General features: G+C 47.7%; 26 protein-coding genes. 16 read left to right on the plus strand and 10 right to left on the minus strand.

All coding sequences use genetic code 11. The annotated features are described in order from the left end of the window. Positions 1 to 343: 343 nt before the first annotated feature. On the plus strand, positions 344 to 817 hold the full coding sequence (locus tag B2Q61_RS13095) for an RNA recognition motif domain-containing protein (RefSeq protein WP_290618458.1): 474 nt from the start codon (positions 344 to 346) through the stop codon (positions 815 to 817). Positions 818 to 974: 157 nt separating this feature from the next. Continuing rightward, positions 975 to 2,063 carry a tRNA (uridine(54)-C5)-methyltransferase TrmA gene (gene trmA, locus B2Q61_RS13100; protein WP_290618456.1) on the plus strand — a complete coding sequence of 363 codons (1,089 nt, stop codon included), beginning with the start codon at positions 975 to 977 and terminating at the stop codon, positions 2,061 to 2,063. Here the strand turns inward: trmA and fabR are convergent. Next, positions 2,060 to 2,674, minus strand: coding sequence for an HTH-type transcriptional repressor FabR (gene fabR / locus B2Q61_RS13105; RefSeq protein ID WP_290618454.1), 615 nt, complete (start codon positions 2,672 to 2,674; stop codon positions 2,060 to 2,062). The two genes, trmA and fabR, sit on opposite strands and share 4 nt — an antisense overlap. A gap of 123 nt (positions 2,675 to 2,797) precedes the next feature. Here fabR and B2Q61_RS13110 point away from each other — a divergent pair, with 123 nt between their 5' ends. From B2Q61_RS13110 to B2Q61_RS13120, 3 genes are all read left to right on the plus strand, one after another. Beyond that, positions 2,798 to 3,916 carry a fatty acid desaturase gene (locus B2Q61_RS13110; RefSeq protein WP_290618452.1) on the plus strand — a complete coding sequence of 373 codons (1,119 nt, stop codon included), beginning with the start codon at positions 2,798 to 2,800 and terminating at the stop codon, positions 3,914 to 3,916. Positions 3,917 to 3,999: 83 nt separating this feature from the next. After that, the gene (gene sthA / locus B2Q61_RS13115) at positions 4,000 to 5,427 is read left to right on the plus strand and encodes a Si-specific NAD(P)(+) transhydrogenase (protein ID WP_290622497.1); all 1,428 of its coding nucleotides are present in this window, start codon (positions 4,000 to 4,002) and stop codon (positions 5,425 to 5,427) included. 127 nt (positions 5,428 to 5,554) lie between these two features. After that, positions 5,555 to 6,922 (plus strand): TonB family protein, encoded by a 1,368-nt coding sequence (locus tag B2Q61_RS13120; RefSeq protein WP_290618448.1) that lies wholly within the window; start codon positions 5,555 to 5,557, stop codon positions 6,920 to 6,922. Between the two features lie 31 nt (positions 6,923 to 6,953). Here the strand turns inward: B2Q61_RS13120 and hemE are convergent, their stop codons facing one another. Together hemE and nudC are read right to left on the minus strand one after the other, a co-directional pair. Next, positions 6,954 to 8,033 carry a uroporphyrinogen decarboxylase gene (hemE, locus tag B2Q61_RS13125; RefSeq protein ID WP_290618466.1) on the minus strand — a complete coding sequence of 360 codons (1,080 nt, stop codon included), beginning with the start codon at positions 8,031 to 8,033 and terminating at the stop codon, positions 6,954 to 6,956. A gap of 213 nt (positions 8,034 to 8,246) precedes the next feature. Further along, positions 8,247 to 9,050, minus strand: a complete 804-nt coding sequence (gene nudC, locus B2Q61_RS13130) for an NAD(+) diphosphatase (RefSeq protein WP_290618446.1) — start codon at positions 9,048 to 9,050, stop codon at positions 8,247 to 8,249. A gap of 164 nt (positions 9,051 to 9,214) precedes the next feature. Here nudC and rsd point away from each other — a divergent pair, with 164 nt between their 5' ends. Next, positions 9,215 to 9,700 (plus strand): sigma D regulator, encoded by a 486-nt coding sequence (gene rsd, locus B2Q61_RS13135; RefSeq protein ID WP_290618444.1) that lies wholly within the window; start codon positions 9,215 to 9,217, stop codon positions 9,698 to 9,700. Positions 9,701 to 9,785: 85 nt separating this feature from the next. Here the strand turns inward: rsd and B2Q61_RS13140 are convergent, their stop codons facing one another. Continuing rightward, positions 9,786 to 10,514, minus strand: a complete 729-nt coding sequence (locus tag B2Q61_RS13140; protein WP_290618442.1) for an FKBP-type peptidyl-prolyl cis-trans isomerase — start codon at positions 10,512 to 10,514, stop codon at positions 9,786 to 9,788. A 104-nt stretch (positions 10,515 to 10,618) separates the two neighbouring features. Here B2Q61_RS13140 and B2Q61_RS13145 point away from each other — a divergent pair, with 104 nt between their 5' ends. Together B2Q61_RS13145 and B2Q61_RS13150 are read left to right on the plus strand one after the other, a co-directional pair. Beyond that, the gene (locus B2Q61_RS13145) at positions 10,619 to 11,590 is read left to right on the plus strand and encodes a WD40 repeat domain-containing protein (protein ID WP_290618440.1); all 972 of its coding nucleotides are present in this window, start codon (positions 10,619 to 10,621) and stop codon (positions 11,588 to 11,590) included. After that, positions 11,583 to 11,810 (plus strand): SlyX family protein, encoded by a 228-nt coding sequence (locus tag B2Q61_RS13150; RefSeq protein ID WP_290618438.1) that lies wholly within the window; start codon positions 11,583 to 11,585, stop codon positions 11,808 to 11,810. Before B2Q61_RS13145 ends, B2Q61_RS13150 begins: the two co-directional genes overlap by 8 nt. Positions 11,811 to 11,831: 21 nt before the next feature. Here the strand turns inward: B2Q61_RS13150 and B2Q61_RS13155 are convergent, their stop codons facing one another. Continuing rightward, positions 11,832 to 12,038 (minus strand): YheV family putative zinc ribbon protein, encoded by a 207-nt coding sequence (locus B2Q61_RS13155; RefSeq protein WP_290618436.1) that lies wholly within the window; start codon positions 12,036 to 12,038, stop codon positions 11,832 to 11,834. Between the two features lie 100 nt (positions 12,039 to 12,138). Here B2Q61_RS13155 and B2Q61_RS13160 point away from each other — a divergent pair, with 100 nt between their 5' ends. From B2Q61_RS13160 to B2Q61_RS13170, 3 genes are all read left to right on the plus strand, one after another. Further along, positions 12,139 to 14,046 carry an ATP-binding cassette domain-containing protein gene (locus B2Q61_RS13160; RefSeq protein WP_290618434.1) on the plus strand — a complete coding sequence of 636 codons (1,908 nt, stop codon included), beginning with the start codon at positions 12,139 to 12,141 and terminating at the stop codon, positions 14,044 to 14,046. Next, positions 14,039 to 14,509 (plus strand): TIGR02444 family protein, encoded by a 471-nt coding sequence (locus B2Q61_RS13165; RefSeq protein ID WP_290618432.1) that lies wholly within the window; start codon positions 14,039 to 14,041, stop codon positions 14,507 to 14,509. Before B2Q61_RS13160 ends, B2Q61_RS13165 begins: the two co-directional genes overlap by 8 nt. 94 nt (positions 14,510 to 14,603) lie before the next feature. Continuing rightward, positions 14,604 to 14,750, plus strand: a complete 147-nt coding sequence (locus B2Q61_RS13170; RefSeq protein WP_290618430.1) for a DUF3149 domain-containing protein — start codon at positions 14,604 to 14,606, stop codon at positions 14,748 to 14,750. Positions 14,751 to 14,765: 15 nt separating this feature from the next. Here the strand turns inward: B2Q61_RS13170 and B2Q61_RS13175 are convergent, their stop codons facing one another. Further along, entirely contained in the window at positions 14,766 to 15,632 is an 867-nt protein-coding gene (locus tag B2Q61_RS13175; protein WP_290618428.1) for a class I SAM-dependent methyltransferase, read from the minus strand. After that, complete coding sequence (locus B2Q61_RS13180; RefSeq protein WP_290618426.1) at positions 15,629 to 17,047, minus strand: FAD-binding protein; 1,419 nt, start codon at positions 17,045 to 17,047, stop codon at positions 15,629 to 15,631. The genes B2Q61_RS13175 and B2Q61_RS13180 overlap by 4 nt, the downstream gene beginning before the upstream one ends. Positions 17,048 to 17,163: 116 nt before the next feature. Here B2Q61_RS13180 and B2Q61_RS13185 point away from each other — a divergent pair, with 116 nt between their 5' ends. Next, positions 17,164 to 17,907 carry a helix-turn-helix domain-containing protein gene (locus B2Q61_RS13185; protein WP_290618424.1) on the plus strand — a complete coding sequence of 248 codons (744 nt, stop codon included), beginning with the start codon at positions 17,164 to 17,166 and terminating at the stop codon, positions 17,905 to 17,907. A gap of 5 nt (positions 17,908 to 17,912) precedes the next feature. Here B2Q61_RS13185 and fdxA read toward each other — a convergent pair whose 3' ends face one another. Further along, positions 17,913 to 18,239: a ferredoxin FdxA gene (gene fdxA / locus B2Q61_RS13190; protein WP_290618422.1), complete on the minus strand. Its 327-nt coding sequence runs from the start codon at positions 18,237 to 18,239 to the stop codon at positions 17,913 to 17,915. A gap of 216 nt (positions 18,240 to 18,455) precedes the next feature. Between fdxA and B2Q61_RS13195 the strand changes: the two genes are divergently transcribed. From B2Q61_RS13195 to B2Q61_RS13210, 4 genes are all read left to right on the plus strand, one after another. After that, complete coding sequence (locus tag B2Q61_RS13195) at positions 18,456 to 19,097, plus strand: response regulator (RefSeq protein ID WP_290618420.1); 642 nt, start codon at positions 18,456 to 18,458, stop codon at positions 19,095 to 19,097. Then, on the plus strand, positions 19,084 to 19,506 hold the full coding sequence (locus tag B2Q61_RS13200; RefSeq protein ID WP_290618418.1) for a response regulator: 423 nt from the start codon (positions 19,084 to 19,086) through the stop codon (positions 19,504 to 19,506). The genes B2Q61_RS13195 and B2Q61_RS13200 overlap by 14 nt, the downstream gene beginning before the upstream one ends. 172 nt (positions 19,507 to 19,678) lie before the next feature. Then, positions 19,679 to 21,313, plus strand: a complete 1,635-nt coding sequence (locus B2Q61_RS13205) for an NAD(P)/FAD-dependent oxidoreductase (protein ID WP_290618416.1) — start codon at positions 19,679 to 19,681, stop codon at positions 21,311 to 21,313. Positions 21,314 to 21,318: 5 nt separating this feature from the next. Further along, on the plus strand, positions 21,319 to 22,128 hold the full coding sequence (locus tag B2Q61_RS13210) for a CLCA_X family protein (RefSeq protein WP_290618414.1): 810 nt from the start codon (positions 21,319 to 21,321) through the stop codon (positions 22,126 to 22,128). Here B2Q61_RS13210 and B2Q61_RS13215 read toward each other — a convergent pair. Both B2Q61_RS13215 and B2Q61_RS13220 read right to left on the minus strand, forming a co-directional pair. Continuing rightward, on the minus strand, positions 22,102 to 23,463 hold the full coding sequence (locus B2Q61_RS13215; protein ID WP_290618412.1) for a sensor domain-containing protein: 1,362 nt from the start codon (positions 23,461 to 23,463) through the stop codon (positions 22,102 to 22,104). The genes B2Q61_RS13210 and B2Q61_RS13215 overlap by 27 nt on opposite strands. A gap of 85 nt (positions 23,464 to 23,548) precedes the next feature. Further along, the coding region (locus tag B2Q61_RS13220; protein WP_290622827.1) for a GMC family oxidoreductase at positions 23,549 to 24,330 on the minus strand (782 nt) is incomplete at its 5' end.

Raw genomic sequence — 24,330 nt, forward strand, 5'->3', positions numbered from 1 at the left:
CACCTTGAAGCGAGGGCGCCATTCTAGTGATTTAAACCTGACTGTCAAGCGTCTTTTTTAAGATTTTTGCAATCCGGCTTATCTCACCTCAAGCCTGCTTAGCGCAGCAACCCGTGGCATGGCGCGCATTATAGGGACTCAAACAATGCAATCAAGATCTTTTTTCACTGATTTCATTAAATTGATAGCTAACTGCCTATTAATAACACTTTTTGTTTGATTTTATAGCAATGCAATTTCAAATAAGATTTTTTTTCTATTGGCTGCTCAAGATCTAACCGTTAAGATAGTTTGGCTTAACGTAAATAAGCGTTTTTTTATCTTCTGTATTTAGGAATTGATTATGTTACCAACTTTACGTGCTTCGTTACCTTATACCCTGGCCCTGGCTGTGCTGGCCTATTTTGCATTTGCCTTCTTTACCTTGGATATTAACCAGGCCTGGTTTGTCGTTATTGGTGTTTTGCTTGCTGGCGTATTAGTGCCAGTGCTAGTAGATGTTAAAGGTGCCTCAACCAGCCCGGCTGCGTCGCCGCAGGATTTTAGTGGTGATACTGCCACTTTATATGTTGGTAATTTGCCTTACCGGGCAAACGAAGACGCGGTTAAGGAACTATTTTCATCTTATGGCGCAGTTAAAAATGTCAGATTAATGAAAGATCGGCAAACAGGCCGGCGTCGGGGCTTTGGCTTTGTGGAAGTATCATCAAAAGATGCTTCAAAAATGATCAACAAGCTGAATGATTTTGAATTTCAGGAAAGAACATTAAAAGTACGTGAGGCAAAAGAGCGCCAGGACGATGACAGTGGCGAGTAATTTTGCATTCTAGTTAATTTAGCCAATATAAAGCCGGTATTCAGCCGGCTTTTTTCTTGTGATGGTGCGATAACGACATTAACCAATATAGAACTATGGTTGGCGGCCCCGCTAAAAAAACATAAAATACCGCCTTTATCATTAAACCGAGACAATTATGCGAATAGGTCAGGTGTTTCCCACCGAGTATGAAAGCCAGCTAAATGAAAAGCTTAATTTGATAAAACAGCTACTGGCCTCTTATGCGACACCTGAAATTGAAGTATTTCGTTCCGAGCCCAGCCATTACCGGCAGCGGGCTGAGTTTCGGATATGGCACGATGGAGATGACATTTATCACGCTATGTTCGATCCAGAGACTAAACAAAAAGTTCGGATAGATTACTTTCCTGTAGCTTGTCAGCTTATTGCTGATTTTATGCCTGTACTGTTAAACAAAATTCAGTACAACCATCAACTCCGCTACAAACTTTACCAAGTTGACTACCTGGCCACCTTGTCTGGCGAGTTATTGGTAAGTTTGATCTATAAACGACAACTTGATCACGCGTGGCACGAAGCCGCGCAACAGCTAGTCGCTGAACTGCTGCCTGAATTACCAGTGAAAATTATCGGCCGCGCCCGCAAACAAAAGATGGTTTTGTCAGACGACTTTGTAACAGAAAAGCTAATCGTCGCCGATAAAACACTGAAATATCAACAGATTGAAGGCAGCTTCACTCAACCAAATGCTGGCGTTAATCAAAAAATGTTAAACTGGGCCGCACACATTGCCAAACAGCTTAATGGTGATTTACTCGAGTTATATTGTGGCAATGCAAACTTTTCTTTAGCATTGGCGCCCTACTTTAAGCAGGTGGTGGCGACTGAGATTTCGCGTACCTCAATCAAGTCGGCACAATACAACATTGCGCTGAATAATATCGACAATGTTGAGGTGTTACAAATGTCGGCCGAAGACGTGGCCAAATCTCTGGAAAATGGTACTGCTTTAAAACAGCTTGAACTGGCCGGCATGGCATTGAATACCGTATTAGTCGACCCACCACGCGCTGGCTTAGATCCTGACACTGTCAATCTGGTCAGTCGCTTTGAGAACGTAATTTATATTTCTTGTAATCCTGACACTCTGGCCGTTAATTTACAAAGCCTGGACAGCACGCACCGGATCCTGCAAACAGCTTTGTTTGACCAGTTTCCATACAGTCATCATGTCGAAACGGGTGTGTGGTTGCAAAAACGTTAAGCTTTATTAATTTTACTACGACCATAGCTCGCCGCACCATGGGCCATCCAACGTAGTTGGGTTATGGTGCGGTTGGTTAAGCTGCCGTATTGATCAAGTGGCGCATCCAGGGCATCAGCACCAGTGTGAAATACCAGAGTAACCATAGCTTCGGCCTGCAACTGTGCCAGCTCATCAGGACATGCGGTTTCTTTTCGTAAATAATGTGCTAATTCTGCCGAGAAATGTTGAATTTCCCGGGCTACTGCAGCACGAAAAGCGGCAGAAGTACCAGAACGTTCACGTAACAACAATCGAAACACATTGCTGTTGCCAGTAACAAACTCCATAAAGGTTTCAACAGAAGTACTGATTACACTCCCGTTTTTTTCAATTCGCTGACGTGCCTGACGCATTAACTGGCGTAACATCAGGCCTGCCTCATCAACCAGAGTTAAGCCTAACTCGTCCATATCAGCAAAATGACGATAGAAAGAAGTCGGGGCTATACCAGCCTCACGGGCAACTTCACGCAGGCTTAAACTGGCAAAACTTTTTTCGGCACTAAGCTGAGAAAAAGCTGCTTCTATTATAGCCTTACGAGTTCTTTCTTTTTGCTGCGCTCTGCTCACGATGTTTCCTATCGAAAAAATAGCTATTTTATACCTTGACCTGACCCTGCTGGCTAGTTAAATTGGCGTACAGTTGTAAGCTCAATGTTTGCTCAACAAGTTTTCTTAACAAAAGTGCCCTAAATGAAAAAAGCTCCCATTATCTGGACAACCACTATTTTATTCAGTCTGACATTTCTTGTCGCGGCCATTGCTGTGCCCTGGTACGCCATCGCTGTAGGTTTTGGCTGGTTCGAAATAATCGCAACCATATTAGCACTTGGCTACTGCGGTATGTCTATTACTGCAGGTTATCATCGTTTATGGGCACACAAAACCTACGATGCTCATCCTTTTTTACAGTGGGCTTTTGCTATCGGTGGAGCGTTTGCCCTGCAAAATAGTGCACTGCACTGGTCCTCAGATCATCGTGATCATCATCGTCATGTCGATAACGACGACAAAGATCCCTATTCTGCGGGTCGTGGTTTCTGGTATAGCCATATTGGCTGGATGTTACGAGACTATCAGGGCGAGGTCTATCACGACTACTCCAATGTCCGGGATTTGCAAAAAAATCGGATCGTCGCCTGGCAGCATAAATATTATTTAATGCTAACCATCGCGACCAATTTTGGTATCCCCGTCTTGCTGGGTTGGTTAAGCGGCAACATGCTTGGCATGATTTTAAGTGTAGGTGTGCTGCGGTTGGTTTTAAGCCACCATTTTACCTTCTTTATTAATTCTTTGGCACACATCTGGGGCAAACAACCTTATACCGACAAAAACTCGGCAAGAGACAACGGTGTGCTGGCATTCTTGACCTACGGTGAGGGCTATCATAACTACCATCATATATTTGAATATGATTACCGTAATGGCATCAAATGGTGGCAGTTTGATCCAACAAAGTGGCTAATTAAATCTTCAAGCTATATCGGTCTGACCCGGAATTTGCGAACGGTGCCAGAGGAGCGTATTGCATTAGCAAAGGCCAAAATGCAATTGCAGCGTGCTCAGCAGAAAGCCCAATTGCTACCAAACGCTGAACAACTGTTACAGTTGCTGGAGCGGGAATACGAACTGCTGGTTGCCAGAATGCAGGATTTCTATCAATTGAAGAAACAATTTGTGGTGCAGAAGAAACAAGCTTTAATTGAACAGTATCAAACTGCTGACTTTAAACAACGTTACCGCGAATTTAAATATCATATGCAACAACAACATCAGCATTGGCAGCGGCTCACGGCTGCACTCCACTAAACACTTAAAAAGAGGCTCCGGCCTCTTTTTTTGTAGTAGAGACCTGTTATGCTGACACGTTATAGTTTTGATTGAACAAGGCAATGCTTGTGACCGAAAATAACAAATCAAAAAGACCTGCCTATGATTATGATGCGATTGTTATTGGCACCGGCCCTGGTGGTGAGGGCGCTGCCATGTATCTTGCTAAAAGTGGCAAGCGGGTAGCAGCAATTGAGCGTTATAAGTCAGTGGGTGGCGGATGTACACATTGGGGAACTATTCCATCCAAAGCATTACGACATTCTGTTAGCAGGTTGATCGAGTTTAACGAAAACCCGTTATTTCAATTAGATGACCAGCTGACCCGACTAACATTTTCTCAAATCCTCAAACATGCTGCTGGGGTAATTCGTAAACAGGTAAAGCTCAGGGCTGGTTTTTATGATCGCAACCTGGTAAAGATTCATCAGGGCGAAGCACACTTTATTGATAAAAATACTCTGGAAATCACCACCGAAGATGACAGTTGTTACCGCCTGACAGCCGAAACCATTGTTATTGCTTCAGGATCACGGCCTTATCGTCCACCACAGGTAGATTTTAATCATACCCGCATTTATGACAGTGACACTATCTTGTCGCTGGAACATGAACCAAAGCATATTATTATTTATGGTGCAGGGGTAATTGGCTGCGAATACGCTTCTATTTTCCGGGGGCTTGGGGTAAGAGTTGATCTGGTGAATACCCGGGACCGGCTATTATCGTTTATGGATGCAGAAATTTCCGATTCACTGAGTTACCATTTCTGGAACTCTGGCATGACCATTCGTCATGGCGAAGAGTTTGCTCAAATCGAGGGGCAGGCCGACGGTGTAGTGCTGCATTTGCAGTCTGGCAAGAAAATGAAGGCAGACTGTTTTCTGTTTGCAAATGGCCGAACTGGCAATACAGATATGTTGAATCTGGGCGCTATTGGCCTCGACTCTGACAGCCGTGGTTTAGTAAAAGTTAATGAGCGCTATCAAACCAGTATTGATAATATTTATGCTGTTGGCGATGTTATTGGTTACCCCAGCCTGGCAAGTGCAGCATATGATCAAGGTCGTCTGGCGGGCGAAGCTATCGTCAAGGGTAATCTGGATGGCCACCTGATCGCTGATATTCCGGTGGGTATTTATACCATTCCAGAAATGAGTTCTGTTGGCAAAACCGAGCAGGAACTTACCAATGCTAAAATTCCTTATGAGGTAGGCAGGGCGCAGTTTAAACACCTGGCGCGTGCACAAATTGCCAATACTAACGTTGGTAGTCTGAAATTATTGTTTCACCGGGATACCTTGGAAATTCTGGGTATTCACTGCTTTGGTGAACGAGCGGCAGAAATTGTGCATATTGGACAGGCCATTATGATGCAGGAAAACGGGGGCAATAACTTAAATTATTTTGTCCATACTACATTTAATTATCCCACTATGGCAGAAGCCTATCGGGTTGCTGCATTAAACGGATTGAATAGGCTTTTTTAACATATTTTATAATTTTATGTTTAACGCTTTGAAAACAATCACGATATTTATTTTTGTTTTGCCTGATAAATCATTGTAAACTCAATGAAATTATTAAAATTTTGTAGGGCTGTCGTGGAGACCCATTATGCCATTAGTTCGTATTAGTCTGGCTTGGATTGCAATCTGCTTCTCCTGGCATGCGTTCGCAGATTTTCCGACTGCAAAGTCTTTGTTTGAAAAACAGGAATACCAACTAGCAAAGCCGCGGCTGGAAAAATTAGCAGAACTCGGTCATCTGGAGTCACAGTTTCTGGTATCCAGAATTTATGCTGAAGGGTTAGGTACTGAAGTCGATAACAACAAAGCTTATGCCTGGAGTCTGATTGCCCGTGATCGTGACCATCCTGAAGCGGCAAAACAATATTTAGCGTTAAGACGTAAGCTTGACTCGCGCCGCGATGGTAAAGAAACCTTTAGTAATTTGAATAGCAAATACGGTAAAGATGCGTTGTCCGGGAATTTGTATCCTATTGCCAACAGATTTGTTGTCGGTAGTGCAACGAAAATTAAAGCCATTCGGCAGGATGAGCCAAACTATCCAAACTATTTTGAACGAGGTGGTATTTCTGCGTGGGCAGTTGTTCACTACGATATTAATGAAGATGGCAAAGTAGAAAACGCCAAAGTCAGTGCTTCTTTTCCAGTAGATGGCATTAATGAGTATGTGCTTGAGGCCGTTAATAGCTGGCGCTTTGAGCCACCGCGTGATTTATACGGTGATACCAAGCGACTTGAAATGCAATTACATAGTTTTCAGATAAAAGCGTCTCAAGGTGCACAATACCGCCGTTTTAACCGTGACCATCAGGAATACCTCGATGCTATAGCGGCAGCTGCCAACGCCGAGTTTGCTGATTACCAATATCTATATGCCATTCTGGCTGAAAGCAATATTGTTAAAACCGAAAATCCGCTTGATTGGTATCAGAAAGCGGCTATCAATGGCCATCAAGCTGCTCAGTACCGGTTAGCACAGTGCCTGATAACCGGTAATGGATGTGATAAAGACCGAAGCAAGGCAGTAAACTGGTTGTCCGTTGCCGCTGAAGGTGGTAACCCGAAAGCCGCGTACTTACTCGCTCAGGAGTTACTCGATAGCAACAACGTCAACTTTGAGCCCCGTAAAGCTGCCCGCTATCTGGAACTTGCTGCGTTACAGGAATACATGCCGGCGATCGCGGACTATGCATCCCTTTTAGCAATGTCTGATGATCCTGAGATTTATAACCCCAATAAAGCAGTCAGTCTGGCAGAACAAGGCAGAGCTATCGACCCGAACCATCCTGATTTACTTTCTACTATTGGTGTCGCCTTTATCGAACTTGGTCAGCAAAGCAGAGGTGAAGCAATGCTAAAACAAGCCATTGATGAAGCTAAAAAGCGTAATTGGACAACAACAAATTTTGAAGATTTATTATTGGACTACCAGACATCCGTTGCCGGTACAAATTAATAATAAGGCCATCGTTTGATGGCCTTAGTGTTTACTCTCCAGAAGTGTCCAGGTGATAAGTGCGGCTTAACGACTGCACCGCATCAATAAACACCCCTGCTCTTTCCGGATCAACATCCGGGGTAATACCATGACCCAGATTAAAAACATGACCCGAACCCTGGCCAAAGCTGTCTAAAATGGATTGTACTTCCTGACGGATCCGCTCTGGGGAACCTAGAAGTAACGACGGGTCCATATTGCCCTGCAACGCAACTTTATCGCCAATTCTGCTACGTGCATTGCCAATATCTGTAGTCCAGTCAAGGCCCACAGCATCGCAACCTGTTGCTGCAATGAGTTCCAGCCACTGGCCGCCATTTTTAGTAAATAAAGTTACTGGTACTTTGCGACCCTCTGCTTCACGGGTTAATCCATTAACGATAGTTTGCATGTAACTTAAAGAAAACTCTTTGTAATCGCGTGGCGTCAGGATACCGCCCCAGGTATCAAATATCATAACTGACTGTGCCCCAGCGGCAATTTGCGCATTAAGATAAAGCACAACGCTTTGGGCCAGCTTATCTAACAGCATATGCAGCACTTCAGGCTCGCTGTACATCATCTTCTTTATGATACTGAAAGTCTTACTACCACTGCCTTCTACCATGTAGGTTGCCAAGGTCCAGGGGCTGCCTGAAAAACCTATAAGTGGCACGCTACCATTCAGTTCACGTCTTATAGTGCGCACGGCATCCATTACATAGCGTAACTCCTGCTCAGGATCGGGCACCGGCAAATTAACCACATCCATAAAATCACGAATGGGCCGCTGAAATTTAGGGCCTTCACCTTCACCAAAATATAGGCCTAAACCCATAGCGTCGGGGATCGTTAATATATCACTGAATAAAATAGCAGCGTCCAACGGGTAGCGACGCAACGGCTGCAACGTGACTTCACATGCCAGTTCGGGGTTCCTGCAAAGCGACATAAAATCGCCTGCCACCGCTCGGGTTGCCCGATACTCCGGCAAATACCGGCCAGCCTGACGCATCATCCAGACGGGAGTACGGTCGACTGGCTGCTTTAACAACGCTCGCAAGTAACGGTCATTTTTTAACTGCATAATTCATTCGCCTTCAGTAATAACTGGCTAAGTTTATCACCTGTGACCATCTGACTCTAGGGCATTAATCTGCAGTTCAGCTTTTTTAAAGCCACTGCTTGTATCTGTTAACAACATCTGTTATAAAATACCTGCGCTAGTGAAGAATTATAAGCGAGAAGCCTGTATAACAGGACCATGCTGTACTAAGTTAAGCCACTTTATGTGGCTTTTTTATTATCTGCAATTTGCCAGATGTTGTTGCTGCAATTGCCTTATAATTTTGCCAGAGAGCGTTTCTTCAGGAGGGATCTCAGGTAATTTTGCTAAATCAAACCAAGCCGCTTCGGCAATTTCATTTGGCTGACAGACAATTTTACCCTGCTGATACTCTGCGGTAAAACCAGTCATTAATGAATGCGGGAATGGCCACGGTTGGCTTCCTACATAAGATAAGTTTGCAATATCAACTCCAACCTCCTCTTTAACCTCACGCACCGCAGCTTGCTCTAACGTTTCGGCCGATTCGACAAAACCTGCAAGAATAGAATAGAAGCCTGGTTTGTGACGGGTAGAACGTGCGAGTAAAATCTGGCCAGGTCGGGTAATGCCCACTAAAACACAAGGAGCAATCCGAGGATAACAGCGATGACCACATTTATTGCACAGCGCAGCTAATTCCCAGTTAATTAAATGCATAGCACTGCCACACTGACCACAAAAACGATGAGTTTGCAAAAACAGTGCAACCTGCAGCGCTCTGGCTGCCATTTCAAACAATACTTCACTCTGGGCCAGCAAACTTCGGGGCGAATGCCAGGTTGAATCGTCGACTACCTGATCATGGTCTACCAGTAGATAGCATGGTTGCTGTTGGTATTCTCCCAGCCAGCAAATTTGCTCGGGTTTTGCTGCAGTAGTTAAACTGGCTAAGGTTCCTTGCGGCACCTGGCCATCTGCCGTCAGAAATAATCGGCCTTTATTTACAATAAACCAGCAGCCTGATTTCTCATTTGGCAGCGTAATACTGTGCTTAATCATGCTAAGGTCCTTAAATGATTATGTTTATTCGGTTACATAACAGAGCGCTATTGCTATGATACGACCTGTTTACTGGGCTGACCAATAAAAAAATGGTTGATCTTTAGTGTAAATTTCTTTTAATTAGAGGTAGCAGAACTTTTACTGCTCTTAAGGAGAAGGCAATGTACCGTCGTGTGCAACAAGCGCAAAAAAAGTGGGGAGGGTCGTTAACTGCAATAGATAGCTGGCTTGACGAACGCCAACAACTTATCGTCAGCTATTGTAAATTGGCCGGCTTACCGCCCTTTGAGAAGGACCGTCATACGCTGCCTGCTCAGGAAAAAATTCGCGGGTTCTGTCAATTACTCATGGACTACTTATCGGCCGGGCACTTTGAGGTATATGAGCGTATCGTCGATCAGTGCACTGTGAATGGCACTGACTCCCGTAAATTAGCAGATAGCTTGTACCCAAAAATTTCCGTATCTACTGACTTAGCGTTGAGTTTCAATGATGCCTATGCTGATCATTTGAGCACCCGCAATAGCGCCGCATTTGACCGTGAATTGTCAGAGCTGGGACAAGCATTGGAAGAGCGATTTGAGTTGGAAGATGAATTGATCGACACTTTGCACGCTAAACACACTGATACCAGCGTCTCAGCCTGAGCCAAGCTTGATGCAGATTGTCAGGGTTGGTATTAAAAAGATAACAGGCAGCGCCAACAATAATATTGTCGCTGCCTTAACTAAGTTACTCGCCTGATACAATTTCCAGTAGTTCAACTTCAAATACTAAAACGCTATGCGGAGTAATAACGCCCATATCGCGCTCGCCGTAGGCCAGTTCTGACGGAATAGTAAACTTGTATTTAGAGCCTACGTTCATCAGCTGGACACCTTCCGTCCAGCCCGGAATTACCCGGTTTAACGGGAATTCAGCCGGTGCATCGCGATCATATGAGCTGTCGAATTTTGTACCGTCAGTCAAGGTGCCGGTATAGTGAACTTTTACAATATCAGTTGCCGCTGGCTTCGGGCCATCACCGCTTTCCAGCACTTCATACTGTAAGCCTGAATCAGTAACAGTAACACCTTCTTTACTGGCATTCTGCTCCAGATAGGCTTTGCCAGCTGCAATTACCGCTTCTGATTCTGCAGTAGCAATTTCCGCTTGTTTGGCGCGATATTGCTCATCCAGACTGGCTAACAATGTCTGAATTTCGTCATCACTAACGCTTGAGTTGCCCGCTAAACCATCTTTAACACCTTGCAGAATTAACTCACTATTTAACTGCACCGCGATTTTGTCATATTCCTGAACCGTGCTCTCCAGGTAGCGACCAGCGGAAACACCCAGGCTATAGGCTTGCTTCGCCTGCTCGGTATCCAGAGCGGGGGCCTCAGGTTGCTTTTCTTGCTGGCAAGCACTAAGTGTCAGCATCGCCACGGCAATCAGTGATAATTTGGTTGTTACACGCATTGATTTCTCCAATTTTTGGCAGCCAGGCTGCAAAAGTGTGTTTTAATAATCTCTAAGGTTCTGACCTATACTAACGGTTTGTGCGAATGAGGTTAACACCCACAATGAAATATCCTGTGCTTTTTGCTATTTTTTTACTCTCATCATGCACAAAAGTAGAAACAACCCCTGTTAATCAATGGCAGCACGTTGCCCAAGGCAGCTATGCATCAGAAATAAGTCATGACGGCCGCTATGCTGCGGTCTCATCTGTAGAACATGGTGTCGCTTTCTGGGATTTGCAACAAAATGCGCTTAAATACCAATGGCAACATACGCCTGAGCAGGAAAACCTGGTATTCAGCCTGGCCATCAGCCCGGATAACAGCCACGTTTTAACTGCAGATCAACACACTTTTGCCCTGTGGCGCACCGACACAGGGCAAAATGCTGGATTCTGGCAACTGGACCAATCCACAATACGAGATATTGCAGTATCAGCCAATGGCGCCCATCTGCTTATTGGTAAAAGTGATGGTGCGGTGCAACATATTACACTGGCAAGCGGCCGGCGCCTGGAGTTTCTGGGCCACAGTGAAAAAGTTAACAGCGTGGCGATGTCACCAAACGGTCGCTACGCCCTTACCGGAAGTAATGATTACCAGGCATATTTATGGGACACCGATACTGCCCAGATCATCCATACTTTCAGCCACCCAAGCCGGGTAAGCAAAGTAGCCCTTGACCCGCAAGGACGTTTTGCTTTTACTGCTGATAGCCAAAGTCTTGCCAGGATTTGGGATATTCAGAGCGGTGCGCTGATCAGTAGTTTACAAATCACTGCCCGCCAGCAAGTATTCAGTGCCGTGCGCTTTAGTGAAGACGGACAATATTTGCTTACAGGCGCCCCGACCCGTAATGTGGCGCTGTGGCGGGTAAGTGATGGCAAGGAGTTGCAGCGCTGGCGGGTAATGCCCCGCGATGGTAGCCGGCCGGCGGGTGCAGTTGTGCATGCTGTAGCTTTCTTAAGCCCAACACGTATAATTAGCGAAAGCTCCAGTGGATATGCCGAAGTATGGGAAGTAAATTATGACTGATATCGATGCTGCTATGCAGCAACAGTTGATTGAACTAGAGAGTAAACTGGCGTTTCAGGAAGATACCGTTCACAACCTGAACAATGAATTGCATCAACATCAGATTCGGATTGAAAAGCTGCAGCAGCAAGTGATCCTGCTAGCCGAAAAGCTCCGGCAACTGCCTGATGATCAGGGTATCCTGTCACCAGAAGATGAACCACCACCGCCACACTATTAAAGCAAAACAGCATTCAAGCTGTTATTCTGGTTTGAAAACGCCTATCACCTGCTCGCTGGCCCGGCTGGCTTTTGTTACTTCTTGCGCTGGCTGCACCATCTGATGGCCGCAGCTGACGCACTCTACTTTCTCTACGTTGTTTTCTAGAAACAGCATCATGGTGTCAATAGCATGACATTTCGGGCAACTGGCACCGGCAATAAAACGTTTTTTTTTGCGAACAGTCATAGTCATCTCAGTTTGTTAGCGCCAATTTTCTGCGAAGGCCTTGGTTTATGCTGGTTATAGCGTAAAATCGGCGCCCTAGTTCAGTATTACAGGTAAAAGCATGATTCAGTTACAACAGGTTGAACTGCGCCGCGGCCCACAGGCTTTATTCAGCAATGCCGATCTTACCGTATTTCCGGGGCAAAAAGTCGGAATAATTGGTGCTAATGGTTGCGGCAAGTCCAGCCTGTTTGCCATGTTGCTTGGCAAACTGCACGCCGATGCTGGTAATATTAATATTCCGGAGCGTTGGGTGGTCTCTACCGTGGCTCAGGAAACCCCGGCTCTCGATTGCAGCGCTATGGATTATGTACTGCAGGGTGATGAAAAACTGTTTCCTTTGTTGTTAAAGGCCCGCAGCCAATGTAGTGAGAGTGACTTAGCTAACGTACATTTGCAAATTGAAGCGCTTGACGGCTACCGTGCTGAAGCCAAAGCCGGTGTACTACTTGATGGCCTTGGCTTTAGCGGTGAAGCCCAGCAGCAATCTGTAAAGTCGTTTTCAGGTGGTTGGCGGATGCGCTTAAACCTGGCCAAGGCTTTAATGCAACCGGCTGAATTACTACTGCTGGACGAGCCGACCAACCACCTGGATTTAGATGCCGTACTCTGGCTGGAAAAGTACCTGGCTAACTATCAGGGCACCTTGCTGCTGATAAGCCATGACCGCGACTTTCTGGATGCGGTAACCGATAATATTGTCCATATCGAGCGGCAGACCCTGACGTTGTATAAGGGTAACTATAGCCAGTTCGAGCGTCAGCGCGCTGAGCAGCTATCACAGCATCAGGCCAATTTTGATAAGCAGCAGCGCCAGGTGGCACACCTGCAGAAATTTATCGACCGCTTTAAAGCACAGGCCACCAAAGCGCGCCAGGCTCAGAGCCGGATTAAAGCACTGGAGCGCATGACCATCCTTGCACCCGCTCATGTTGATTCGCCCTTTAGTTTTAGCTTTCGCGAGCCAAAATCGTTACCGAATCCACTTTTAAAAATGGAAAATGTCCAGGCCGGCTATACCGATAATATCATTTTAAGTCAGATAAAATTTCAGCTACTGCCTGGTAGCCGGATTGGCTTGCTGGGACGCAATGGTGCCGGTAAATCAACCTTAATTAAACTATTGTCAGGCAGTATGCGACCGCAAAGTGGCGAGATCTGGTACGCCAATGGGGTAAGTTTAGGTTACTTTGCCCAGCACCAGTTGGAAACGCTTCGGCCGCAAGATTCACCGCTGCAGCATCTGGTCCGGCTGGACCCTTTGGTACCTGAGCAGAAACTTCGTGATTTCCTCGGTGGCTTCGGTTTTCATGGTGATAAAGCGCTGGAAGCCTGCGCGCCCTTTTCGGGTGGTGAAAAAGCCAGGTTGGTGCTGGCACTAATTGTTTATCAGCGCCCTAACCTGTTGCTGCTGGATGAACCCACTAACCACCTTGATTTAGATATGCGCGAAGCCATTGTAATGGCATTGCAGGAGTTTGAGGGCGCTATCGTTATCGTGTCGCACGACCGACACCTGTTGAGTAGCTGTACCGACGAGTTTTACCTGGTAGCCCATGGTCGGGTAGCTCCATTTGACGGTGATCTGACGGATTATTATCAGTGGCTGCAGCAAGACGCCCGGCAAACCAATAACGCTGCAATACCTGACACGCCAGCCAGCAGCAATGTTGTCCGCAAAGATCAGAAGCGGCTGGAGGCTGAACTACGCAATTTGCTCAGGCCACTTAAGCAGAAAATCGAAAAACTGGAACAGCAACAGCAAAAACTGACCACAGAATTGGCCACTATTGAAGAGAAAATGGCCGACCCCGATATCTACAGTGCTGAGCGTAAGGCCGAGCTAACCGCACTACTGGCAAAACAAGCCACGGCCAGCAGCAATCTGGCCAGTATTGAAGAAGACTGGTTTGTGGCACAGGACGAGCTGGAACAGAAAACTGAACAGTTCTGGACAAATAATGGTTAACAGACTGTCAGCAGAAGCGCTCTGGCAGTTTAGTCTGGCCTTGTATCCCAAAGTCCAGCCGCTCTGTTTGCAGTGGCAGGATGAACTGGGTGCTAACGTCAACCTGCTGCTGTTGCTGTGTTATTTAGAACAACAACAGCTGAGCATCGGCCGGCAACAGCTTCAGCAGTTACAAGCTGAGCTGGAGAATTTTAGCGCACGCTTTACCCGGCCCCTGCGTCAGTTACGCCGCAGGGTCAGCGAAAGCGGCCTTGATACGGCTATGCAGCAACAGCTAAAGCAAACATTACTGGCTAGCGAGTTGGATCTGGAGCGGCTGGAACAAAAATTACTGGTGCAGCATTGCCCGGCGCTTGCTATGCAACCGGCCCAAGTATTAGAACTCTACCTGCAATTACTCAACGCCGACGCCTCAGCGGTAGCAGGGCAATTGATTGATCTGCGTCAAGCCTTGTACAAGTGAAGTTAAGCAGCGAGACAAACTTTGATCTGCATCAGCTAAACCAGACCCCACTTTACCTACACTTACCCTGACAACGCAGCAAGAGGGTAACGTTATGAACCTGTGGCATGAATTTCTGAACGACCCGGTAATCTTTATTTCTTTTACCGGCCTGGCAATCGTCATTGGCTTATGTCTGTTTTACGCATTTTATTTTATCTATAAAATTGACCACGATACACCAGAGTCAAAGCAGCATTAAAAACACTGCAAGGCATTAGTTATCAGTTGGCTCAACGTTGGCATAAAACAGCAGTTCGCCAGGGCACGGATCCGTGTTTCCCGGCTGCGCAGCGGCTACCAATTGTTGTAAAGTAAATCCCACGCTGGCTAACCAGCTGGCCAGGCCCTGCGGCGATACCCCGGAAACGAACGGCTCCGAGCTGATTGCCAGCGCCAAATCTGTCAGCCAGCTTTGCTGAATGAACCGGGGCTTGCCTTGCAGATTTAATTGCATCTGAGTCGCCACCAGCTGCAGCGGCGCGTCCATGATCTGGCGTAGTTGCAGCAACAGCGTGTTAATTGCAGGCTGTGTTAAATACATTAACACACCTTCTGCCAGCACCAGCGTTGACCGGCTTGTTGAAAACGCCGGCTCTTCGGCTAGCAGTTCAGCTACGCTGCAACAGGCTAAATCTGCTGCTTTCAGGCAAAGGTTTGGCTGCAGGGCGTTTAGTTGCTGCAACACCTGCTGTTTGATATCCATAGTAGCTGGCCTGTCAATTTCGATGACCTGTAAGTGGCTGAATTCAGAACTGAATTTAGCACCTAAAGCATCAAAGCCAGCGCCGATAATGAGCAACTGCCGAACGCCATGCTGCGCTATCTGGCGCCGGAGCCTTGCCGCAATATGCTGCTTACGCCACTGATAATGGCTCAGTATACCCGGCAAGCTGCATTGCAATACACCACGCAACAGCGCCCTACCCCAGCGCCAATACACCAACGCCAGTAACAACCGGCCGCGCCAACCATTGCGCTGTAAAATCTGATTGGCCAGTAGCTGATCAAAGCTTGCAGCAGCCGTATTGGTCTCGTCTGGCCAGCACTGACTGGCACAAATAAGTAAGCCGGTATTGCTCATAGCAGCTCCTCCTTGAACATCTCACTGTAATGCCGGTACCAGTTACTCTGAAACCGCAGCGCCGGGTCGAACCGACGCTTTTGTTGCAGAAAGTCAGCAAATTGCGGATAACAGGCAAGCACTTGCTGTTTAGTGGCAAAAGGATGGTAGGTGAGGAAATAGCTGCCCTGATAGCGGATAGCGATATCTATCAGCCGTCTGAAATGACGTGCCGCAGCGGCAATTGCCACACTATGGTGATCGATGTGCAAGTTAAAAATAACACAGGCATAGTCTTGTCTGGCCCAGGCCAATGCGGTTTCAGTATCCTGGCGGATAATCCGCACCGTACCATAAATCAGATCGACATTATGCTGTCGGAAATCATCGGCACAATCCGCCATAAAGTGTTGCAACGCAGATACCGGTACGTAAAGCTCAGTAATCATTTCGCTGCCGGCACAACCACGCGCCAGTTCTTGGTCCAGCGCCAGATGATAGTCATCCAGATAAATACTTAACTGATGGCTATCAGACCAGTAACGCTGGCCATTCGATGCCAGATAAAACTGCGAGAACTGGCTAAAAGCAGCAGCCTTATCGGTATGCGCCAGCACCAGCAACTTTTGCCAGTTAAGTTTGCTAAGCCGCAGTTGCCCATTAGGAACAGGCACTGCCGCAACCGGGCGGTAACAGGAAAACACCCCCTGGCATAAAAAGCCGGCAGACTCCGGTGCCGTCTCAAACTGAAAATCACCATATAAGTAACCGGCAGCGATGCGTTGCGGCACCGCGTCAATCATCTCTGCCAAACTACAAAGTTCAACTTCACGCACCACCTGTTGTCGTATCGCCAGTTGCAATGTCGCTGATACTACAACCCCGAATAAGCCATAGCCTCCTACCACAAGCCGGAATAACTCAGCGTGTTGTTGTCGACTACAATGTCGCAGTGTACCGCTGGCATCAACCAGATCGAAACTAATCAGATCTGCCACAAAGGGCGCCATATCCAGCCCTCTGCCATGAATATTGGCCGCGATTGCCCCACCGATGCTCAGCCGGTCGGCGCCGGTTTGCTTTTGCCTAATCCCCCACTGCCTTTTACTACCGTGCTGCATAACATGCAGTTTGCGCATTAAGTCTGGCCACTGGATGCCGGCTTGCACCCGGACTTGTCCCAACACAGGGTCAAATTGTTCCAACTTATTTAGCCGGCTCAAATCCAGCAACACGCCCTCTGTAACAAATTGCTGGCCACCCATGGCATGGCGTCCTCCGGCAATACTCAGCGCACAACCCTCCTTATTTGCTTTTGTTACTGCCGCTATGACCTCTGTTGCAGTTGTCGGCAGCACTAAGCGCTGCATTGCTGTCACATTCAATTTAGCGTGAACATCATTAACTATGATTGGCTGATTGGGTTTATCGCACATACATCACTCCTGCTATTCGTTTGTGCAGGGACACTAGCTGGTAAGTATCAACTTATGCTATACGTATATTTAAAGTATTATTAAGCGATACCTAAAGGTGTAAAAAAGACCACTCTATGACTAACCAGACCAGTCAATTGATCGCCGCTCTGAAGCGCTGCCTGAAAGCAAAAGGGATCAGTTATCGGCAGCTGGCAGTGCTGCTGAATTTAAGCGAAGCCAGTGTTAAACGCATTTTTGCCAGGCAGAGCTTTACCCTGGACAGGCTTGAGCAAATCTGCCGTCTGCTGGATACGAGCTTATATGAATTGGCTAAAATGAGTGCTCTGGCGAAAACCAGCCTGCCACGCCAATTAAGCCTGGTGCAGGAGCAAGTTCTGGCCAATGACCCTACCTTGCTGACTTACTTGTATCTGTTACTAAATGGCTGGCAAACTGAAGATATTAACAGCCGCTACCAGCTTGATAAGCTAAAAAGCATCCGGCTGCTGGCCGAGCTGGATCGGTTAAAATTAATTGAGTTGCAGCCCGCTAACAAAGTCCGGCTGCTGGTTGCCCGCGATATTCAGTGGCGAACCAATGGCCCGATACGGCGCCGCTATGAGCAACAGGTAAAAATGACGTTTATGGCGGACAGTTTTACTGCACCTGAGCATTGGTTAAGGCTGGAAACTGCTGAACTTTCCAACGCCTCAATCAGTATTTTACAGCGCCGCTTAAATCAATTAACTGAACAGTTTGCCGAGCTGGCAGAGTTAGATCTGACAACCGGGCCCACAGATAAAAAAGGCATGGGGTTAATGATAGCCTTAAGGCCCTGGGTATTTGATATGGTGCTGACGCCACCAGCCGGTGACTAACCCGCCTACTCTAGTTCCAGCAAGGGCAGCTTATCTGGCACGCCGTTCCATTTATCGGCGTCGGCTGGCGGAGCTTTCACCTCGCGGATATTGGGCCAAATATCAGCCAGTTCAGCATTTAGCTGAATAAAGCTTTGCTGGTCAGCGGGCACTTTATCTTCCTGCACTATGGCATTAGCCGGGCATTCTGGTTCGCACAAAGCGCAGTCGATACAAATTGTCGGGCTTATCGCCAGAAAATTGGGCCCTTCAAAAAAGGCATCTACCGGGCACACTGCCACGCAGTCGGTGTATTTGCATTTAATACAATTATCCAGCACCACAAAGGCCATAACGCTTTTATTCCTGTTATCTGAAGCTTGGGATCATACTGCAGCCGCCAGAAAAAACAAACTGGCATACTGATAAGTCTCTATCGACCAAAGTTAATTATGTCGATTACTTGTCTGCTTGCTAAATGTGCAGGAACCCGATAACGTAATTTTATCAGCAGTGCCGTTTTTTTACATCGGACACTACTCAATAATGACCTAGCCTCAGGAGCCGATATGACCGGCTGTAAGCATATTTTGATCGCCGAAGACGATAGCTTTCTGCTGTCGCTACTTGAGCTACAGTGTAGCAGTCTGAACATGCAGACATGTTGTGTAGAGAATGGTGAGCAGTTAATAACGGAAGCGCTTAGTTATCAATACGATATTATTCTAACGGATATTCAGATGCCGTTGTGTGACGGTATTCAGGCAATGCAAATCCTGCGGCGACTGGGCTATGACCGTCCCATTTTTGCAATGTCGGCTGATCGCCTTAACTGTGAAGGCTTTGATTGTATTTTGCAAAAACCGGTAGACATTGATCTATTGGCCAGATTGTGTGAACAAACACCGCAGCAACCTAAAGTTCAGCTGGAGATTAACAGTGAACTCACTAGTCTTTTTTATCAGAATTTGGCCCAGCTTAGCCAGGATTTCACCACGGCACTTCAGCAAGAGGATTTTATGACGATGCAGCAAATCTGCCATAAAATTAAGGGCGGTGCTGCCAGCTTTGGTCATATGCATCTTAGTCAGCTGGCTGACCGCATGCAGCAACGGCTTGTCACAGAAAGCCCTGAGAGCAGCATTTTGCAGGAGTCCAGGCAATTTCTCCTGATTTTGCAACAATCAGGAGCAGGCAATGAGACAGCCTAAAATATTGCTGGTAGATGATGTCGATTACAGCCGGCAACTGCTGCGTAACAATATTATGTCGTTGGCTGGAACTAAGTTACTAAAAACACGTCATTTTAATTTTTTCAATGCCGGCACGGCTAATGAGGCGAACATATTGTTCAGGCTGCACCAGCCAGATGTGGTTTTTTTAGATATTGAATTGCCCGACCACTCAGGGTTGGAATTATTGGCCCAGTTTAAACAACAAAAACCTGAATGCTGTATCGTCATGATCAGCGGTGCCAGCACCCTGGAAAATGTGACCCAAAGTATCAAAATGGGTGCAGCCACCTTTATCGTAAAACCGTTCAGCGGCGATAAAATTCTGGCAGCAATGCGATTAATGGAAAAGCAATTTTATGGTCAGTTAACACAGGATCCTATTTAGCGAAAGCTTAGAAATTCAGAGCGTGTCTGCTCTATTTTCAACCAGCAAACCGCCGAACCATAAATACACGGCAAAGCGTTACGGACATTCTACTCAGCTTGGCGTAAAATAGCGCCATCTTGTGAGCGGCTGGCCTGTTGCCTGGTCGCAATGACACCGATATGGAACCGCTATGCTGCGCCTGACCGAAATAAAACTACCGCTAAACCACGATGAAAATGCCCTAACTGCTGCCATTCTCGCCAAACTACAGATAACAGCTGAGCAACTGCACAGTTTTAAGGTGTTTAAGCGGGGCTTTGATGCCCGTAAAAAATCTGACATTCAACTGATTTATACCCTGGATTTAGCGGTTGATAACGAGGCGCAGCTGCTAACCACCTTTGCCGCTGATCAGCATGTTAAACCTTCGCCTGACACCAGTTATAAGTTTGTCGCTCAGGCCCCGGCTGAACTAGCGAAGCGGCCTATTGTCATTGGCCTTGGCCCCTGTGGCCTATTTGCCGGTTTATTATTAGCGCAAATGGGCTTTAAACCGATTATTTTAGAGCGTGGTAAAGAAGTGCGTGAGCGCACCAAAGACACCTTTGGTTTCTGGCGCGGCAAAGAATTAAATCCTGAATCGAACGTGCAATATGGCGAAGGCGGCGCCGGTACCTTTTCTGATGGCAAGTTGTACAGTCAGGTGAAAGACCCGAAACATTATGGCCGCAAAGTAATGAGTGAATTTGTGGCGGCCGGCGCGCCGGACGAAATAATGTATGTCAGTAAACCGCATATCGGTACCTTTAAGCTGGTGGCGATGGTAGAGAAAATGCGGGCAAAAATTATCGAACTGGGCGGTGAAATCCGCTTTAGCAGTAAGGTAGAAAAACTGCATATTGATAACGGCCAGCTGACCGGGTTAACCCTGGCCAGTGGTGAACAGTTGCAAAGCCGGCATGTAGTGTTGGCGGTTGGCCACAGCGCCCGCGATACCTTTCAAATGCTATATGATCAAGGCGTCTATATCGAAGCCAAGCCATTCTCAATTGGCTTTCGGATAGAACATGAGCAATCGATGATTGATGAGTGCCGCTTTGGCCCGAATGCCGGCAATCCGATTTTAGGCGCGGCCGATTATAAACTGGTGCACCATTGCAGCAATAACCGCACCGTATACAGCTTTTGTATGTGCCCGGGCGGCACCGTGGTGGCGGCAGCCTCAGAGCCAGGCCGGGTAGTCACCAACGGCATGAGCCAGTACTCAAGGCACGAGCGTAACGCCAATAGCGCCATCGTAGTCGGGATAGACCCCGAGCGTGATTACCCCGGCCATCCGCTGGCTGGCATCACATTGCAGCGCCAACTGGAAGAGCAAGCGTTTAAACTGGGCGGTGAAAGCTACAATGCACCGGCCCAGTTAATTGGCGACTTTCTAAAAGGTAAACCGTCGGCCGAATTGGGTGAGGTTAAGCCTTCCTATACCCCGGGAATTACCTTAACGGATTTAGCTCAGGTATTACCCGACTTTGCCGTTGCCGCCATTCGCGAAGCGATACCGGCGTTTGACCGGCAGATTAAAGGCTTCGCCAAAGCTGATGGCTTATTAACCGGCGTTGAAACCCGCACCTCATCGCCTATCTGTATTAAACGCGGCAGCGATTATCAAAGCATTAATGTTAAAGGCCTGTATCCGGCAGGCGAAGGCGCCGGCTATGCCGGTGGCATTTTATCAGCCGGTATCGACGGCATTAAAGTGGCCGAAGCGCTGGCACTGGCGATGCTGGGTACTACTTCTGAGGCCGGTAACGCCACATCGGTATAACCACGGTGGCAGACGGACTTAGCCGGCAATATTACCGTAACGGCCCGCCACACCGGGCCGGTGCCGATGTCAGCTTTGGCGATTTGGTGAAAATTTTTGGCTTTAACAGTATCCATATTGGCCGCTGGGTGCAAAGCAGCGAACAGCAACAGGCGGCCAACCTGTTTTTTGATGCGCTGTGTGATTTACAGCTGTTACTACAGGTACCCGAACAGGTTATTTCGCTTAACGGCAGCCTGGCTCTAACCTACGGTATTGGCGGCCAGCGTGGGGTTTGCGCGCATTACCAGCCACAGGGGCGTATTCTGGCACTGGCCAAAAATGCCGGTGGCGGCAGCCTGGCCCATGAATGGTTTCATGCGTTTGATCACTATATTGCCGGTAAAATGTTCAGCCGCCAGCCAGCAGCAAACCGCTTTGCCAGCCGCTGTTGGCTGGATGGGATGGCGGTAAAAGCGCACCCGCTAAACGAGCTACTGCAGCGGGCTTTTCAATCCTTATATTTATCGGACGATGGTAACAACGAGAGCGTTTTTTTCAAACAATGCCGCACGCTGGATGTCTCGCGTCAGCAGCTTTATCTGGCTATGCCGGAAGAAATGGCCGCGCGGGCCTTTGAGAATATGTTGCAGCGTCAGCCATTAAAAAACAGCTTTCTGGTAGCCGGCACCTTACAAGGTAAAGCCGCTAAAATGGGAGTTTATCCGGACAAGCCGCTAAGCGTGGCACTCAGCCAGCTTTGGCTACCCTATTTCCGGGCTTTAGGTGTCAGTTTGCGTGCTAAAACGTCATTCGTTAGTGACACCGTTTACTAATAACTGGCCATCACTTAGCACCACCTTATTGCCACCAGCCTTCTTTGCCTGGTACATCGCCGCATCGGCATACAATATAAGCTCTTTCTGGTTTGAACCATGTTCAGGATATAAGGCAACCCCAATGCTGGGATGAATACTCAGCTGCTGACCATTAATCAGATAAGGCTGGGCCAGTGCCTGGCGAATATGCTCAGCCAGTTGGATGGCGACGGCAGCACTACTTACCTGCTCCAGTAAAACCACAAATTCATCGCCACCAAAGCGGGCAGCAGTATCTGTTTGTCTGATTGACTTTAGCAGGCGCTGGGCTGTTTGCTGCAGTAACTCGTCACCCACATTGTGGCCGAAACTGTCATTAATATGCTTAAACTTATCTAAATCGACATAGAGCAACGCCAGGCTTGCTTGCTCGCGCTCTGCCCTGATCATCGCTGAATGTATTCGGTCCTGAAATAGCTCCCGGTTCGGTAAGCTGGTTAGCTGGTCATATAAAGCATGATGCTTTAACCGGGCCAATATCTGCTGCCGCTCGATAGATACCGCTACCTGGGTTGCCACAAATTCCAGCAGATCCAAATCAGCGTTACTGTATGCCGGTGCCTGAACTGTATGCTGCACCAGCAAAACCCCAATAATGCCACTATGTGTTCTAAGCGGTACCGCTAAGGCATTCAGTTCAGCTGCGACCGCAGTCAGGTTCCTGGCATGCTGACCATAAAATAGTTTGCTCTGGCCGCTGGTAATAACCCGATGGCAAAGCTCTGAAATTAAACTCTGCTTGGTTAATGACGCTGCAGCATTGCTGCTATAACCAAAGCTCAAACCATTTTGGCGGTCGTGGCGGGCTATTATAAAGCTGTGCATGGGCATTAAGCCGGCGATAATCTGATGTATATGCAGGTAGAGCTGGTCGATGTCCTCTGCGGCAAACGCCGCTTCTGCTATGGCATAAAGTGCCGCCTGGCGACGCTGAGCGTGTTTCAGGCTACTGATATCGCGGGCAACCGCAACCCGTTGTTGTTTATCTTCCGACCAACGGGCCGACCACAACAGATGCACTACGCTGCCATCTTTGCGGATATAGCGGTTTTCAAAATCCAGTTTCACAGCGCCCAGGTTAATTTGCTCGGCCGTGGCAAGGGTTAATGGCTGGTCATCCGGATGAATAAACTCCAGCATCGAATGACCGATCATTTCCTGCGGTGTGTAACCAAAAATGCGCTCTGCGCCGGGGCTGATAAATTCAAAGCAACCGTTTCTGTCTACCACACAAATAGCATCAAGTAGTAGATCAATATAGTTACTTAGTACCGTATAGCTGGGCTCGGTCATAATCATCTTCGCAGATTAAAAGCGCTGTTAACCGGCAGAGGTCCCGGCAATTGATTAACAATAGCATGGATTGAGCAAAGGCAAACTATGCCTTGGCCAGCTCAGACAGCAAGCGCTGGCAATTAAGCCAGGTCATACCGTAAATGGTGAGCTGTGGGTTGGCACCCAAGCTGGTCGGGAGAATAGAACCATCGAATATCGACAGGTTGTGCAGTTGATGATGGCGGCCCTGCTGGTTAACGACGCCTTTGGCTGGATCAACACTCATATTGCAGCCGCCCATGACATGAGCTGAAGCTACCGTTTGCCGGTATTTCTGCATCGGCAAATTATTAATAGCAACTTTGGCTTCGCGCCAGCTGTTATATAGCCTGGCGTCATGATGAATGGGAAGCACTTGCCTAGCGCCGGCCGCAAACTGCAATTCAGCCATTGATAACAAAGCACGGCGTGCGCCCTGCCACAAATAATCTGTTAGCGGATAATCGAGCACCGGTTGCTGCTGACTATCCAGCATTACCCCGCCCCCCTGGCTCTGTGGGTGAAAACCATCGCGTAGCAGTGCTATCGTCACCTGCAGCTGGTTAAACTGCTGCATTAAAGCCGCGTGCTGCTGGCCGCTGCCGGTAAGCTTAGTCGCCATTAAAACCGGATGCACCGGCGCAGCTTCCAGCTTATAACCAATATCGCTGCCATCGGGCCAGACAAACTGATCGGAATAGACCGACTGCGGCGCCCCGGCATGGCCATTAATTGCCTCAGTAAACAAGGCACCGCTAACAAGCGATGGGTGCAGATAGGTATGCTTACCCAGCCGGCCAGACGGGTCTGGCACCTTTGAGCGCAGTAATATGGCGGGCGAGCCGA

Source organism: Arsukibacterium sp. UBA5043 (genome assembly GCA_002415085.1).
Taxonomy (GTDB): domain Bacteria; phylum Pseudomonadota; class Gammaproteobacteria; order Enterobacterales; family Alteromonadaceae; genus Alishewanella.

What these genes read in the sequence shown, in the direction of transcription:
- B2Q61_RS13195 (WP_290618420.1), top strand. Translation starts at nt 18,456, where the DNA reads ATGACCGGCTGTAAGCATATTTTGATCGCCGAAGACGATAGCTTTCTG.
- B2Q61_RS13185 (WP_290618424.1), top strand. Translation starts at nt 17,164, where the DNA reads ATGACTAACCAGACCAGTCAATTGATCGCCGCTCTGAAGCGCTGCCTG.
- sthA (WP_290622497.1), top strand. Translation starts at nt 4,000, where the DNA reads ATGCTTGTGACCGAAAATAACAAATCAAAAAGACCTGCCTATGATTAT.
- B2Q61_RS13155 (WP_290618436.1), bottom strand. Translation starts at nt 12,038, where the DNA reads ATGACTGTTCGCAAAAAAAAACGTTTTATTGCCGGTGCCAGTTGCCCG.
- B2Q61_RS13165 (WP_290618432.1), top strand. Translation starts at nt 14,039, where the DNA reads ATGGTTAACAGACTGTCAGCAGAAGCGCTCTGGCAGTTTAGTCTGGCC.
- B2Q61_RS13215 (WP_290618412.1), bottom strand. Translation starts at nt 23,463, where the DNA reads ATGACCGAGCCCAGCTATACGGTACTAAGTAACTATATTGATCTACTA.
- trmA (WP_290618456.1), top strand. Translation starts at nt 975, where the DNA reads ATGCGAATAGGTCAGGTGTTTCCCACCGAGTATGAAAGCCAGCTAAAT.
- B2Q61_RS13205 (WP_290618416.1), top strand. Translation starts at nt 19,679, where the DNA reads ATGCTGCGCCTGACCGAAATAAAACTACCGCTAAACCACGATGAAAAT.
- B2Q61_RS13180 (WP_290618426.1), bottom strand. Translation starts at nt 17,047, where the DNA reads ATGTGCGATAAACCCAATCAGCCAATCATAGTTAATGATGTTCACGCT.
- B2Q61_RS13175 (WP_290618428.1), bottom strand. Translation starts at nt 15,632, where the DNA reads ATGAGCAATACCGGCTTACTTATTTGTGCCAGTCAGTGCTGGCCAGAC.
- B2Q61_RS13200 (WP_290618418.1), top strand. Translation starts at nt 19,084, where the DNA reads ATGAGACAGCCTAAAATATTGCTGGTAGATGATGTCGATTACAGCCGG.
- B2Q61_RS13170 (WP_290618430.1), top strand. Translation starts at nt 14,604, where the DNA reads ATGAACCTGTGGCATGAATTTCTGAACGACCCGGTAATCTTTATTTCT.
- fdxA (WP_290618422.1), bottom strand. Translation starts at nt 18,239, where the DNA reads ATGGCCTTTGTGGTGCTGGATAATTGTATTAAATGCAAATACACCGAC.
- B2Q61_RS13095 (WP_290618458.1), top strand. Translation starts at nt 344, where the DNA reads ATGTTACCAACTTTACGTGCTTCGTTACCTTATACCCTGGCCCTGGCT.
- nudC (WP_290618446.1), bottom strand. Translation starts at nt 9,050, where the DNA reads ATGATTAAGCACAGTATTACGCTGCCAAATGAGAAATCAGGCTGCTGG.
- B2Q61_RS13160 (WP_290618434.1), top strand. Translation starts at nt 12,139, where the DNA reads ATGATTCAGTTACAACAGGTTGAACTGCGCCGCGGCCCACAGGCTTTA.
- B2Q61_RS13140 (WP_290618442.1), bottom strand. Translation starts at nt 10,514, where the DNA reads ATGCGTGTAACAACCAAATTATCACTGATTGCCGTGGCGATGCTGACA.
- B2Q61_RS13145 (WP_290618440.1), top strand. Translation starts at nt 10,619, where the DNA reads ATGAAATATCCTGTGCTTTTTGCTATTTTTTTACTCTCATCATGCACA.
- B2Q61_RS13120 (WP_290618448.1), top strand. Translation starts at nt 5,555, where the DNA reads ATGCCATTAGTTCGTATTAGTCTGGCTTGGATTGCAATCTGCTTCTCC.
- B2Q61_RS13150 (WP_290618438.1), top strand. Translation starts at nt 11,583, where the DNA reads ATGACTGATATCGATGCTGCTATGCAGCAACAGTTGATTGAACTAGAG.
- B2Q61_RS13110 (WP_290618452.1), top strand. Translation starts at nt 2,798, where the DNA reads ATGAAAAAAGCTCCCATTATCTGGACAACCACTATTTTATTCAGTCTG.
- rsd (WP_290618444.1), top strand. Translation starts at nt 9,215, where the DNA reads ATGTACCGTCGTGTGCAACAAGCGCAAAAAAAGTGGGGAGGGTCGTTA.